Raw genomic sequence first — 13978 nt, forward strand, 5'->3', positions numbered from 1 at the left:
GAAACTGACATGAGATCCTTCAGCAATCCATTCCACGACGCCCGTCCACAACCAGCGCCGAAACTGCGCATCGCCGTCGTGGGTGCCGGCTATTGGGGACCCAACCTGGCGCGCAATCTCCAGGCGAGCCCGGACTGGGAACTGGTGGCCATCTGCGACCTGGACGTGGAGCGGGCGCGGAAGCTTGCCGCCACCATTGGGGACATCCCCTGCGTGGAGTCCCTGGATGAGCTCCTGGACACGTTCGAGGTGGACGCGGTGGCCATCGCGACGCCGGCACGCACCCACCACGGAACCGTCATGACGGCGCTGCGTGCGGGAAAGCATGTGCTGGTGGAGAAGCCGCTGGCAGACAGCCGGAAGCACGGGCTGGAGATGGTGTCCGAAGCCCATGCGAACGGGCTGGTCCTGATGGCCGACCATACTTACTGTTACACCCCGGCTGTCCTGAAAATGCAGGAACTGGTCCAGTCCGGCTCCCTCGGCGAAATACTGTTCGTGGATTCCACCCGGATCAACCTGGGGCTCGTGCAGCCCGACGTGGATGTCTTCTGGGACCTTGCACCGCACGATTTGTCCATCCTGGATTTTGTGCTCCCCGGGGGACTCAATCCGGCCGCCGTGTCCGCCTTCGGCGCAGACCCGCTGGGTACCGGGCGGGACTGCGTGGGGCACCTGAATTTCCGGCTTCCCAACGATGCCACCGCCCACGTGCACGTGAACTGGCTGAGCCCCACCAAGATCCGCCAGATGGTGATCGGCGGATCCCTGCGGACACTGGTGTGGGATGACCTTAACCCGCAGCAGCGGCTCAGCGTCTATGACCGGGGGGTGAGCCTGGACCGGCAACCGAAATCGGCCGGGGAAAGGGCCTCAACCGCCGTTTCCTACCGCCTCGGTGATACCTGGTCTCCGGCGCTGCCCGAACGCGAGGCCCTCAGCCAGGTAGTGGCTGAGCTGGCATCCTGCATCCGCAACGGCCGGGACGCCAGGACAGGCGGCGCATCCGGGCTGCGCGTGCTGTCCGTCCTGGAAGCGGTGACCCGCAGCCTGACCCAGGACGGGCGGCCCGAGCCCGTGGCCGGATCCCCCTTCGCGGCGACGGGCGCAGCATTGGGCGGACCCGGCGCTGAATTGGAGGAAGCCCTGTGAGCCGGCTCGAGGGAGCGAGCGTCCTGGTCACCGGCGGGGCGGGCACCATCGGCTCCACGCTGGTGGACGCGCTCCTGGACGCCGGTGTGGGCAGGATCGATGTCCTGGACAACCTGGTCCGCGGCAGGCGGGACAACCTGGCCGGCGCCCTGGCATCCGGCCGGGTAGGGCTGGTGGAGGGCAGCATCCAGGACCGTGACCTGGTGCATGACCTCACGCGCGGCAAGGACCTGGTGTTCCATCAGGCAGCCATCCGCATCACGCAGTGTGCCGAGGAGCCGCGGCTGGCCCTGGAGGTGCTGGTGGACGGAAGCTTCAATGTCCTGGAGGCGGCCGCGGAGCACAAGGTGGCCAAGGTCGTCGCCGCGTCCAGCGCCTCCGTCTATGGGATGGCTGAAGAATTCCCCACCACGGAGCGGCACCATCATGCCAACAACGACACCTTCTACGGGGCGGCCAAATCCTTCAATGAGGGCATGGCCCGGAGCTTCCGGGCCATGACAGGCCTGGACTATGTGATGCTCCGCTACTTCAACGTGTATGGGCCGCGGATGGACGTCCACGGCCTCTACACGGAAGTCCTTGTGCGGTGGATGGAACGGATCATGGACGGGGAGCCGCCGCTGATCTTCGGCGACGGCCTCCAGACGATGGACTTCATCCATACCGCCGACGTGGCACGCGCAAATGTGCTGGCCGCCGGCAGTGACGTCGTGGAAGGGACGTACAACGTGGCCAGCGGGACGGAAACCAGCCTGCTGGAGATGGCGCAGGCACTGCTTCGGGTCATGGGGTCCAGCCTCACCGTGGAGCACGGGCCCGCGCGACAGGTGAACGGAGTGGTGCGCCGGCTGGCTGACACCTCGGCAGCCGCACGCGATCTTGGCTTCAAGGCCGAAGTGGACCTGGAAGAGGGCTTGCGGCAGCTCGTCAGCTGGTGGCTGCCGCTCCGCGGGGAGATCGGCGCTGCCCGGAAGGTTGGTGCGTGATGACTGCTGAACCCGTTCTCGCCCGGATCAACGTCATGAAGCCCTGGCTTGGCGAGGAGGAAGCCCGTGCCCTGGCTGAAGTGGTGGCCTCCGGCTGGGTGGCACAGGGACCGAAGGTCAAGGAATTCGAGTCACGCTTCGCCGCGTTCCAGGGAGTCCGCCACGCGGTTGCCACGTCGAGCTGCACAACGGCCCTGCACCTTGCCCTGGTGGTCGCTGGAATAGGCCCGGGGGACGACGTGGTTGTTCCGTCCCTGTCGTTCATCGCCACCGCCAACGCCGTCACGTACGTGGGCGCACGCCCGGTGTTCTGCGACGTGGACCCGGCTACCGGAAACGTGACCGCGGAAACCATCCACGCCGCGCTTACCCTGGACACCCGTGCCGTGATCGTGGTGGACCAGGGCGGCGTGCCGCTGGACATCGACCCCATCCGCGAGCTGTGCGACCGCCACGAAATCACCGTCATCGAAGATGCTGCTTGTGCCGTGGGCTCCACCTACAAGGGACGTCCGGTGGGTGCGGGCGCGGACGTCGCCGTGTGGTCCTTCCACCCGCGCAAGATCCTGACCACCGGTGAAGGCGGCATGCTCACCACCAACCGGGCTGACTGGGCGGCAAGGGCCAGGACCCTGCGCGAGCATTCGATGAGCGTATCCGCGGCGGACCGGCACGGTTCCCTGCTCGCCCCGCCGGAGTCCTACCTGGAGGTGGGTTTCAACTACCGGATGACGGACCTGCAGGCCGCCGTCGGAATTGTCCAGCTGGGCCGGTTACCGGAAGTCCTGGCACGGCGGCGGGACATCGCCGCGCAGTATGTTGCCGGCCTGGCCAGGGTGCCGGGCCTGCGGCTGGTGTCCGACCCACCGTACGGCACCACCAATTTCCAGTCGTTCTGGGTGGAGGTCCTCCCCAGCTTTGGCACCACCCGGGACGGCCTGATGGAGCTCCTGGCGGAAGCCGGTATCTCGGCAAGACGGGGGATCATGGCGGCGCATCGCCAGCCGGCGTACCGGTGGCACAACGCCGGCCGGGCACTGCTGCAGCAGACTGAACGGCTCAATGACAGGACGCTGATCCTCCCCGTCTACCACGAACTGGATGACGAGGGGCTGGCCAGGATCATCAGCACCATCCGGGCTGCAGCTGCCGGGATGCGCACATGAGTGAGCTGATCCTGATCGCTGCCAGCGGCCTGGCCCGCGAAGTCCTGGCGATGGTCCGCAGCAGCGGCCAGTACGACGTCGTCGGACTGCTTGATGACAACACGGAGATGGCGGGCGTCACCGTGGACGGGGCACCCGTCCTGGGAACCATCGATGACGCGGCGAAGTACACGCACGCGTTCGTCCTGGTATGCATCGGGTCCGGCCGGGTCCGTGAAGCCGTGGTGGAGCGGTTGACTGCGATGGGACTCACCGAGTCCCGATATGCCATCGCGGTGGATCCCTCCGTCCAGTACCCGGAGGGCTGCCGCGTCGGCAGGGGCAGCATCCTGCTGCGTAACGTCACAATGACCGCGTCCGTGACGCTGGGCGCCCATGTGGTCGCTATGCCCTCGGTGACCTTCACGCACGACGACGACGTGGCGGACTTCGCCACATTCGCTGCGGGAGTATCCCTGGGCGGCGGAGTCCGGGTTGGCCGGGGAGCGTATGTGGGCATGAACGCCAGCGTGCGCGAACGGACGTCCGTGGGGGCCTACGCCACGGTGGGGATGGGCGCGGCGGTCCTCAACGACGTTCCCGATGGACAGACGTGGGTGGGTGTGCCGGCGCACGAAATCAGCGGGGCGAACTCCACGTTCAGGGGGATGTCATGAGTGCCGGTGTCGATCTGCAGGCCATCCCGTTGGTGGACCTCGCCGCGCAGCAGGCGGAGGTCCATGAGGGAGTCATGGCCGAACTGGCAGACGTCTTCTCTACAGCCTCCTTCATTGGCGGCCCGGCGGTTGCAGATTTTGAGGCTGCATACGCCTCTTTCGTGGGCGCCGGGCACTGCGTGGGCGTTGCCAACGGGACGGACGCCCTGGAACTTGCCCTGCGAGCCGGGGGTGTCCACCACGGCGGGGAAGTGATCATCCCCGCGAACACCTTTATCGCGACCGCAGAGGCAGTCAGCCGGATCGGGGCAGTCCCGGTACCAGTCGACGTCGACCCCCGCTACCTGCTGATCGATCCGGACGCCGTGGCCGCCGCCGTCACGGCACGAACGCAGGCCATCGTGCCGGTCCACTTGTTCGGGCAGACGGCCTTCGTGGAGCGGCTGGTGCCCATTGCGCAGTCCAGCGGTGCCGCAATCATTGAAGATGCTGCACAGTCGCAGGGTGCAACGCGCTTTGGTGCGCATGCCGGCACGTTGGGTACAGCGGCGGGGACCAGCTTCTACCCTGGAAAGAACCTTGGCGCCGCCGGGGACGCCGGAGCGGTCCTGACCAACGATCCCGCGCTTGCAGCCCGCGTTCGGCTGCTGGGAGCGCACGGCAGCTCGGAAAAATACCGGCACGAGGCCATTGGGTTCAATTCCCGCCTGGACACGGTCCAGGCTGTGGTCCTCAAGGCGAAACTTGGCAGGCTTCACGCGTGGAACCTGCGACGGCGCGCGGCAGCGGAGCGGTACGCCGCGCTGCTGGCCGACGTCCCGGGCGTTGAGATCCCGCAGGAGGCGCCCGGAAACGTGGACGTGTGGCACCTGTACGTGGTGCGGGTTCCGCGCCGGGATGCGGTCCTCCAGGCCCTGCATGCCGCCGGAATACAGGCCGGAATCCACTACCCCGTCCCTGTGCACATGAGTGGGGCCTACGCCGCCGGCGCTTCCGGTTCGTTCCCCGTGGCCGAAGAAGCCGCGCGGCGCATCCTGTCCCTGCCGCTGTTTCCGCACATCACTGCGGAGCAGCAGGAACGGGTGGTCGATGTGCTTGCAGGTGCAGTGGGGGCGGCATGACAGAAACTGCGTCCCGCCCCGGAGCTTCCAGTGCCTTCGGCTGGAGCCTGCTGAACACCGTCCTCTCCCGGCTGGGGACGCTGGGGATCGGCATCGTCCTGGCCCGCGTGCTGGGACCGGAGTCGTTCGGTACCTTCGCGGTGGCACTGGTGGCGCTCATGGCGGTGTTGAGCTTCAACGAACTCGGCGTGTCACTGGCCATCGTCAGGTGGCCCGGGGATCCTGCCCGGATCGTGCCTACCGTCAACACCATTTCGGTGGTGGGAAGTACCGTCTTCTGCGGGGCGGCCATAGTTGCTGCTCCGCTGTTTACCTCCGCCGTGGGAGATCCACAGGCCACAGATGTCATCAGGGTGTTGATCCTCAGCGTCCTGATCAACGGCGTGGTGGCGTCCCCGGCCGCATTGCTCCAGCGGGACTTCCGCGAGAAGACCAGGCTGGGGATCGACCAGGTCAATGTCTGGGTGGGCGCCCTGCTCTCCCTGGTCCTGGCCCTTACCGGTATGGGGGCGATGGCGCTGGCCCTGGGACGAGTGGCCGGCAGCCTGCTCGCCGCCGCGATGTTCCTCCGGGCGTCACCGCTCCCCTACCGGTTGGGCCTGGACCGGGACCTGGTCATGCCACTGCTGCGGTTCGGGCTGCCACTGGCGGGCACGAGCATTATCTTCTTTGCCCTGGGCTACGCGGACCAGCTGACCACCGGGGCAGTCCTGGGCTCCACGGCCCTCGGCTTCTACGTCCTGGCCTTCAACCTCTCAAGCTGGCCGGTCAGTATCCTCGCCCAGCCGCTGCGACGGGTCGCACCGGCCGCCTTTTCATCCCTCCAACATGACCGCGGCCGGATGAACGCCCTTCCAGGGGCAATTTTCTCCGTGATCACATGCGCCGCCCTTCCCGCCATGCTCTTCCTGGTGGGCTGCGCCCAGCCGCTGGTCCTGTTGCTTTACGGACGGGCCTGGCTGCCGTCGGCAGAAGTCCTTTCCTGGTTGATCCTGGCCGCCTTCACAAAGATCTTCTGCGATCTTGCCTATGACTTCCTTGTAGTACTGGGCCAGTCAGGCACGGTGTTCTACATCCAGGCCGGAAGCCTGCTGGTCCTTGTTCCAGCCCTGATCGCGGGATCAAAGCTCTTTGGTGTCCCCGGAGTGGCAGCGGCACAGGCGCTGGTGACCGGCTTCATCGTGCTTCCCTCGTACCTGCGGAAGTTGCACAAAGCCGGCCTGGACACGGGCGCCATATTCAGGGGAATGCTCGTCCCGGCAACGGTGGGGCTGGCAGTTGGTGGACTCGCGTGGCTGGCGGCGTCCCTGCAACCAAATCCGGTGCTCGCCCTCGTTGCCGGCGGAACGGCGGCTGGCGGCGGGACACTATGGCTGCTGTATCGGCGCCGCGACCTTGTACGGGATCTTCGCAGCGTAGGTTCCGCCCCGCTGAGAACTGCGGCAGCGTCATGAAAATCCTCGTATTTCCCCACGATCTTGGCATCGGCGGCAGCCAGACCAACGCCATCGAAATTGCAGCCGGCGTTCAACGCCGCGGACACGAGGTGGTCATTTTCGGTCAACCAGGGGCCCTGAACGGGAGGATTGCCCAGCTTGGGCTGGAGTTCGTGGCTGCACCGCGCCCCTCGCACCGGCCCACTCCGAGAATTGTGGGGACCCTCATCAGGTTGGTGAAAGAACGCAGCATTGACGTCCTGCACGGCTATGAATGGCCGCCGGCCCTGGAATGCCTGCTCGCCGCGCGACGCTCGCGGGCAGTAGCCGTGTCCACGGTGATGTCCATGGCCGTTGCTCCCTTCATTCCCAAACATGTGCCGTTGCTGGTAGGCACGGAGGAAATCCTCTGCAGGGAACGCGGCTTCGGACGTACAGCGGTTGAACTGATGGAACCACCTGTCGACCTGGCGGAAAACAACCCTGCGGTTGACGTAGGCGCAACTGCCTTCAGGCGCACGTGGGGCCTGGAGGACCGCTCGTTCGTGGTGGTCACCGTTACGCGGTTGGCCGCCGAGCTCAAGCTGGAGGGCATCCTCTCTGCAATCGACACAGTGCGGCAGGTAGATCCCGCACTGCGGGTCCAACTGCTTATCGCCGGCGACGGCCCAGCCCGCCGTGAAGTCGCATCAGCCGCGGCCGTGGCCAACGCCGGCCTGGGCCGCGAGGCTGTCATATTGACCGGGCAGCTTGCGGACCCCCGGCCGGCATACGCCTGCGCGGATGCGGTCATTGGCATGGGAAGTTCAGCCCTTCGGGCCATGGCTTTTGGAAAACCTACCATTGTGCAGGGTGAGCGTGGCTTCTGGGAGTTGGTCACCCCGGAAACGCTGCCTTTCTTCCTCCGGCAAGGCTGGTACGGCATCGGTGACAACCCGCTGGGTGCCTCCTCAAAGCTGGCTGGACTCCTGACCGCCCTGCAGTCAGAGCCGGGAAGGCGGGCGGCACTGGGAACCTTTTGCCTCAAGACAGTCTCCGACCGGTTTTCACTGGGCAGGGCTGCGGAACTCCAGGAGGAGTTCTACGGCAGGGCCATAGCGGCACGGCAGCCCGGGTCGGCGTTGCGGAATGACGCAGACGCTGCCCGCCGCTACATCGCCCATCAATTTTCCCAGCAGGCACGGCGACTTTTCGGCCCTGTTGCCCGGGACGACTTCAACGCAATGGACAAGGTGCTGGCAGCACCCTCCAGTCCCGGTCATACCGCCAGGGGGAACGCGTGATGGCACCCGCGCGAACCATTGTTCTCCTGGCCGGCAGCCGTTGGGAGGATGTCAGGGGAACTGATCATCACCTGGCCAGGTCGCTGTCGAAATCGATCCCTGTCCTCTGGGTCGACCCCCCGCTGCCACTCCACCTCGCCCTGCGCGGGCCGGATCTCCTTCGGAAACCCACGGACCTTTCCCTGGTCGATCCTGGCATCACCCGTCTGCGGGTCATGACAGTCCCGGGATTCACACGAAGGCAACTGGCACCGGCCGCGAGGTTCCTTGTCAATACAGCCATCCGGCGCACCATTGCGAAACTCCGGCTCACCCCAGTCGCAACCCTGGTGCTGTCGCCATTGGCGCATTTCCCAACCGGCCTCCCAGGCACCAAAGTCCTGTACGCCACGGATGACTGGGTATCCGGGGCCCCCCTGATGGGGTTGGACCGCGGCCTGGTCCAGCAGACGCTTGAGTGCAATCTCAAGGCAGCCCAGTCAACAATGGCAGTGTCACCCGCCCTGGCCAGCCGTCTCGACGCGCTGCTGCCATCCACGGTGCAAAAGACCGCCGTCCTCCCCAATGGATGTGAACTTCCGGTTCCAGGCGAAGAGCCCGGAACCAAGGCATCAGAAGCCGTCCTGGTAGGTCAGTTGAACGAGCGTCTGGACCTGCCGGTATTGGAGGCCTTGCAGGCATCCGGCATCCACCTGACCGTCATCGGTCCCCGCACTGAGCGGGACCCGGAGACCAGGACGCGATTGGACGCATTCCTGGCTGCGGACAATGTGTCCTGGTTGGGCAAACTGCCGTACGCCGACACCCAGGCGCACCTGCGCTCAGCCCGGGTCGGACTCACGCCGTACCGTGATACTCCCTTCAACCGGGCCGCGTTTCCGCTCAAGACCCTCGACTACCTGGCCTCGGGACTGCCCGTTGTGGCCACTGACCTTCCCTCGGTGCGGTGGCTGGATACCGACCTGGTGTCCATTTCCAGCGGACCTTCACACTTCGTTGAGCAGGTGCATCGGATTCTCCGCTCCGATCCGCGCGGGTTCTCCCCCGGAAAGTACCGGGCCTTTGCCGCGCGCCACACGTGGGACGAGCGCGCCGCGCAACTGATCCGGAGTTTTGAAGGGACCGGTGAGCATGGGAATCAAAGCAATTAGGGCTGCGGCGGTCATCTTCGCGCTGATCGGCATGTGCTGCTCCGCTTGCACCCCGAGCGCAGATGCACTCCCCGCCGCCGGGGAACCACTCAATCTGAAGACCATTCCCTGGGAAGGCGGTCCCGGCTACTGGAAGTCATTCGCCAAGGCTGATGCGGCCGGCTGGGATGATCCTGCATTTTTTCCGATAGCAATTTGGTACAACGGCATCAGCACCGATGATGAAGTCCGTTTCGACAAAGATCACGGCATCAATACGTACATTGGCATGGATAGCAGCACCCCCTATTCCATCTTCGACCGCAATGGCGTCTTCTGGATTGGCGGAAAGCTGAATGACTCCTTTACGTCGTCCAGCAGGAACTGGGTGGGTGCAATTCTCGATGATGAGGTTGACGGACGGTTCACCCCGGAAGAGGGCCGGAAACACCTCGCCCAACTGCGTGCGGAGGTACCCCCGGGGCTTTTCAGCTACGCAAACTTCACCAATATGGTGATTGGAAACAATATGAAGGCTGCTGATGCGCAGGCATTCGTCAACGAATTCACCGACGCGGTTTCCGTCGATATGTACTGGTACACGGTTCCTACCTGTAATCCCGCCACCTACGTCAACACAAATATTGTTCCCATCAGCCGGGAAAGTTGCCGGAGCGCCTCAAGCTACGGAAAGACCCTCGACGCCCTGCGTCTCCAGGACGCTGCAGACGGGAAACTCCAGCCTTTGTGGCAGTTCGTCGAGAACCTCAACGGCGGCCCTGGCGGGGGCAGCCATGTTGCAAATATTGCGGCCGACCAACTCCAAGGCGCCGTCATGAACTCTGTTATTCACGAGGCGCGGGGAATCGTCTATTTCAACCAGAGCCTTAACGGGCCCTGCCTGGCGGGAAGCGCACTTCGTGCGGCCCAGGTGTCTCCAGGCTTCTGCGGTGCAGCCCAGATGGAAGCGATGCGCACCATCAATGCACACATCCGCGAGCTGGCGCCAGTAATCAATACCCAGTCCTTTGAATACCGCTTTGGCGACGGCATGGACACAATGCTCAAGGTCCATGAGGGATATGCGTACGTGTTCGCAATGATTGAAGCAGGCTCCCGTCCCGGCGACCGGACGCTCACCCTGCCCGGATCAATCAAGACGTCGTCCGCGGAAGTGCTCTTCGAAAACCGGTCCATAAGCGTCGACAGCCAGGGCAAGTTCTCTGATTCGTTCCCTAAAGAATCGACCTACCACATCTACAAGGTGAAGCTATGAGCCGGTCAATCGATCACGTACTGCTTACCCGTTTCAACCTTCCGTCTTTAGGCACGGAAAGCTACGTTCGCGCCCAGGATGGATGGCTTTCACGCAGATTGGATCTGTTTGAGGAATTCTGTTTGCCATCGGTCCGCGACCAGACACGCCAGGATTTTCACTGGATTATCTACCTTGATCCCGAAAGCCCGGACTGGCTGCTCGACCGGCTCAATGACCTCAACTCGCCGCGGATTTTCACTCCTGTATTCCGAACCGCAGTTTCGGCGGCGGATCGTGTACAGGATTTGGAAGCCGTCACGGGCGCCGCCGGCAAGACCCTCATCACGACAAATCTCGACAACGATGATGGACTCGCGGCAGACTTCGTCGAGCGCCTGCAAAACCTCCCTAACAGCCATTCAAGATCGGCTGTCTACTTCACCCAAGGCCTGATCCGCCACGGCGAAAGGGTTTACGCCCGCAAGGACGCTGCAAACGCATTCTGCTCCGTCAGGGAGTCCTGGGATGATCCCCAAACGTGCTGGGCAGACTGGCACAACCGGTTGGGCCTCTCCATGTCCGTGGCGGAAATCGGTGGGCCGGCCGCTTGGTTGCAGGTCATACACGGAACGAACGTCAGCAACCGCGTCCGCGGACGACGAATCGCTGTGGGAACTGAACACATCCTGCGTTTTGGCTCCCTGCTGGCTGGTGTCGAAAACCCCTCGAAAGCCGCGCTGCTGCGGGAAGCCTCCGCTGGCCTCTACCGCGGAGCCCGGGACGCCGCGCGGTCGGCGACGCGGGACACCATCATCTTGCTGGCCGGTAAAGATGGCCTGGACCGTGTCAAAACCCTCGTTCGTGCACAGGCCAATGCCCTGGTCAGTCGTAAATAGGAAGGAGTAAACCATGTTCTTGCGTGACCTGTACGACAGCCTTAGGCGTCGGTGGTACATCGTAGCGGCAGGGATTTTGATAACAGCTGCCATAGCGGGACTAGCCTACGGCCAGTCTCCCGTCAAATACGAGGCCTCCGGCAGCGTTGCCCTGGTGCCCCCGGCAACTGCTGTCATTTCGGGAGACAACCCGTTCCTGTACATGGGTGGACTGGAACAGGCACTCGGTGTGCTGATCGTGAAGTTGAATTCGCCCGAAGTCCAGCACAAAGTCTCGGACAATTTTCCCGACACCGAATACACCGCCGTACGGGAACCCTCCACGAATGGTCCGATTGTCCGAATTTCCGTCAGCGGACCCAATGCCACTGAAACCCTCAGCGTGCTCCGCCAGGTCCTCGGCTCGGTGCCGGAGAACCTCACGTCGCTGCAGGACGCACTCAACCTGAGCGCCGCTTCACGGATGACCTCGCTCCCGCTTTCGCAAGATGATGAAGCGGTGGCCAACGGCAGCGGCAGAAGCCGGACCCTCCTGGCCCTGGCTGCAGTGGGAATCGCTGGAACAGTCATTTTGACCGGCCAACTGGATAAGGTCCTTCTCCGCCGGCGCCGCGACGGCGTTCCTCCCAACGTCGGCGAACCCTCGGTGAAGCCGGCCTCTCCACGGAAGGAGGATTTTGTCGTTGAAGGTCCTCGGCATGTTGGCGCGGGTGCCGCCGGCAGGCGCAACAGGACCCATGGACCAACACGGGCCGGATCCGGGGCCGGGACCAACAGCAACTCCCGGTTGACGGATGAGGACCCTGCACACGGGCGGGAACACGTGGATGCCGCAAAGCCCTGAACGTATCTCAAGCGGCACAGCCGTTGCAGGGACGCGATTACGCCGCCCTTTGCGCAAGCGGGCAGATGGCAGCTGGGATGCCGTGGATGCCCTGGCGCTGCTGCTCCTGGTTCTGCTTGCCATTCCGTCCAACCGGACCATCGAGCCCCTTGGTGGGGCAGGCGTTCCGGCGATGCTTCTCGCGCTGCTCTTCCTGCCGTGGTGGGGATGGTATGCGGCTCAGCGGGAAGCCCGGCTTTTCCCCGCCCCGGCCCAGCCAGTGCGGACCGCCATAGTCATTCTCCTGCTCTGCATCCTGGCAAGCTACGCCGCTGGATCACTGCGTGCCCTCTCAGACCCCGAAAGCAATGGGCTCAACCTGGGGTTGCTGAGGGCTGCTTCGTTCATGGGTATCCTGGCGGTCGCGGCTGACGGCATCCCGAGCAGGCGCCGTTTGATCCAACTGCTCCGCTGGTGCTGCCTCCTGTGCGGGATGTACGCGACCCTGGGGGTTGTCCAGTTCGTCACAGGACAGTCTTTTGTGGAAGGTATTTCCCTTCCCGGGCTGGCAGTCAGCGACTTCGGCGCCCTCCAGGAACGGGGAGGCTTCAACCGGCCCTCCTCAACGGCCCGGAATCCCCTGGAGTACGCCTACGTGCTCTCTATGTTCTTTCCCATCGCCGTCAGCCTGGCCCTCCACGACAGGAAGCAGAACGCACTCATGCGCTGGTTCCCGGTGGCCGCCATTGCCACTGCGGCAGCGCTCTCCGTTTCAAGGTCGGCAATTGTCGGGGTGGCCGTTGCCACCGTGGTTCTTGTGCCCTTTTGGACGGCGGATGTTCGTCGAAAGGCTGCGGTTGCAGCCCTGGGGCTTCTGGGAGTCGTGTGGATCATGGTTCCGGGCATGATGGGCACGCTGTTGAATCTGTTCGGCGAGCATGATCCGGGTGTGGACTCGAGAACGGACAGCTACACAGTTGTCTGGTCATTTTGGCAGCTCAATCCGGTGTTTGGCCGCGGCTTTGGCACCTTCCTGCCTGCGTACCGGATCCTCGACAACCAGTACCTGCTCACGCTGGTGGAAACCGGCGCGCTGGGGCTGGCGGCCTTCGCCGGCGTGGCGGCTACCGCAGTCGTTGTGGCAATCAAGGCAGGAAGGCGCTCTACACAGCCACTCTTCCGGAGCCTCGGTCCCGGACTGGCGGCCAGCGTCGTAGCGGGAGCAGTGCTGACGGGCTTCTTCGATGCATTGTCATTCCCCCAAGCAGCCGGCGTGTTGTTCCTGGTTCTCGGCCTGTGCGGTGCCTTCTGGCGGCTCAAAGATGTTGATGTGGAGGCAGGTCATGGCTAGCCGCTTCATGAAACCTGCACCCCGAGGGGCGGTGCTTCGTCGGTGGCCCGCGGCCCTGGTCATACTGGCTCTTATGGTGCCGATCATCATTGCGGCCGGCCAGAGCAAGGGCGTCTACTGGTCCCGTGTGGATGTGGTTTTCCTGCCGCCCGCGGGGGCTGCTGCAGGCAATCCACTGCGCTCCGATTCCCAGGATGTCGTGCAGTTCGCGGCTGTGATTCAACGACGGGCCATCACTAAAAGCGCTGAACCGGACATCGAGCTGAACGGAGCCAGTCTTTTCGCAGCAGGAATCCGGGAGGGGTATCGCGTCTACCAGCCCAACGCGGGAAGTCAGTGGCAGCGTTCCTTCAAGAGGGCCGTAGTGTCCATTGAAGTCGTGTCGGAAGACGAAGCAACTGCGACGCAGAGGGCCATGCAACTGGCGGACAGCATCACTTTGTCCGCAGGGCAGGAGCAGAGAGCACTGGGGGTCATTCCGACAGCCCGGATTTCCACTGAGCTTTCACCGTCCGTACCCACCACCAGCTATCACGGCACGAACCGGCCCGCCGCCGTGGGTGCCCTCACTGTCCTTGCCCTTGCACTGGCCAGTGGGGCAGCCCTCATGACCGGCAAAGCAAAGCTGAAAGCCCGCAACAAACCACGCGGTAAAAAGTCCCTGTTGGATGCATAGGCCTGCAGGCGGCAAAGGGGATGTGGGATCCCCTCCACGCT

At 64.1% G+C, this 13978-nt stretch carries 13 protein-coding genes; all 13 read left to right on the plus strand.

Annotated features, from left to right (window positions below; translation table 11 throughout):
* The first annotated feature begins 9 nt into the window (after window positions 1-9).
* The 13 genes from HNO81_RS05290 to HNO81_RS05350 all read left to right on the plus strand — a co-directional run bounded on the left by HNO81_RS05290 (window position 10) and on the right by HNO81_RS05350 (window position 13937).
* Entirely contained in the window at window positions 10-1152 is a 1143-nt protein-coding gene (locus HNO81_RS05290; RefSeq protein ID WP_175317086.1) for a Gfo/Idh/MocA family protein, read from the plus strand.
* Window positions 1149-2141 (plus strand): NAD-dependent epimerase/dehydratase family protein, encoded by a 993-nt coding sequence (locus HNO81_RS05295; protein WP_175317087.1) that lies wholly within the window; start codon window positions 1149-1151, stop codon window positions 2139-2141. Before HNO81_RS05290 ends, HNO81_RS05295 begins: the two co-directional genes overlap by 4 nt.
* Window positions 2141-3307: a DegT/DnrJ/EryC1/StrS aminotransferase family protein gene (locus tag HNO81_RS05300; RefSeq protein ID WP_175317088.1), complete on the plus strand. Its 1167-nt coding sequence runs from the start codon at window positions 2141-2143 to the stop codon at window positions 3305-3307. The genes HNO81_RS05295 and HNO81_RS05300 overlap by 1 nt, the downstream gene beginning before the upstream one ends.
* Window positions 3304-3963 carry a NeuD/PglB/VioB family sugar acetyltransferase gene (locus HNO81_RS05305; RefSeq protein WP_175317089.1) on the plus strand — a complete coding sequence of 220 codons (660 nt, stop codon included), beginning with the start codon at window positions 3304-3306 and terminating at the stop codon, window positions 3961-3963. Before HNO81_RS05300 ends, HNO81_RS05305 begins: the two co-directional genes overlap by 4 nt.
* A complete protein-coding gene (locus HNO81_RS05310; RefSeq protein WP_175317090.1) occupies window positions 3960-5084 on the plus strand; it encodes a DegT/DnrJ/EryC1/StrS aminotransferase family protein in 1125 nt (374 codons plus the stop codon). The genes HNO81_RS05305 and HNO81_RS05310 overlap by 4 nt, the downstream gene beginning before the upstream one ends.
* The gene (locus HNO81_RS05315) at window positions 5081-6538 is read left to right on the plus strand and encodes an oligosaccharide flippase family protein (protein ID WP_254703309.1); all 1458 of its coding nucleotides are present in this window, start codon (window positions 5081-5083) and stop codon (window positions 6536-6538) included. Before HNO81_RS05310 ends, HNO81_RS05315 begins: the two co-directional genes overlap by 4 nt.
* Complete coding sequence (locus tag HNO81_RS05320; protein WP_175317091.1) at window positions 6535-7803, plus strand: glycosyltransferase; 1269 nt, start codon at window positions 6535-6537, stop codon at window positions 7801-7803. Before HNO81_RS05315 ends, HNO81_RS05320 begins: the two co-directional genes overlap by 4 nt.
* Window positions 7803-8954 carry a glycosyltransferase gene (locus tag HNO81_RS05325; protein WP_175317092.1) on the plus strand — a complete coding sequence of 384 codons (1152 nt, stop codon included), beginning with the start codon at window positions 7803-7805 and terminating at the stop codon, window positions 8952-8954. The genes HNO81_RS05320 and HNO81_RS05325 overlap by 1 nt, the downstream gene beginning before the upstream one ends.
* Window positions 8935-10209, plus strand: a complete 1275-nt coding sequence (locus tag HNO81_RS05330; RefSeq protein WP_175317093.1) for a hypothetical protein — start codon at window positions 8935-8937, stop codon at window positions 10207-10209. Before HNO81_RS05325 ends, HNO81_RS05330 begins: the two co-directional genes overlap by 20 nt.
* On the plus strand, window positions 10206-11087 hold the full coding sequence (locus HNO81_RS05335) for a glycosyltransferase (protein WP_175317094.1): 882 nt from the start codon (window positions 10206-10208) through the stop codon (window positions 11085-11087). Before HNO81_RS05330 ends, HNO81_RS05335 begins: the two co-directional genes overlap by 4 nt.
* Before the next feature lie 13 nt (window positions 11088-11100).
* Window positions 11101-11931: a hypothetical protein gene (locus HNO81_RS05340; protein ID WP_175317095.1), complete on the plus strand. Its 831-nt coding sequence runs from the start codon at window positions 11101-11103 to the stop codon at window positions 11929-11931.
* A 49-nt stretch (window positions 11932-11980) separates the two neighbouring features.
* Window positions 11981-13261 (plus strand): O-antigen ligase, encoded by a 1281-nt coding sequence (locus tag HNO81_RS05345; protein WP_175317096.1) that lies wholly within the window; start codon window positions 11981-11983, stop codon window positions 13259-13261.
* A 73-nt stretch (window positions 13262-13334) separates the two neighbouring features.
* Window positions 13335-13937 carry a hypothetical protein gene (locus HNO81_RS05350; protein WP_175317097.1) on the plus strand — a complete coding sequence of 201 codons (603 nt, stop codon included), beginning with the start codon at window positions 13335-13337 and terminating at the stop codon, window positions 13935-13937.
* The last annotated feature ends 41 nt before the right edge of the window (window positions 13938-13978 follow it).

The sequence above is a fragment of the Pseudarthrobacter sp. C4D7 genome, assembly GCF_013359725.1.
Lineage (GTDB): Bacteria > Actinomycetota > Actinomycetes > Actinomycetales > Micrococcaceae > Arthrobacter.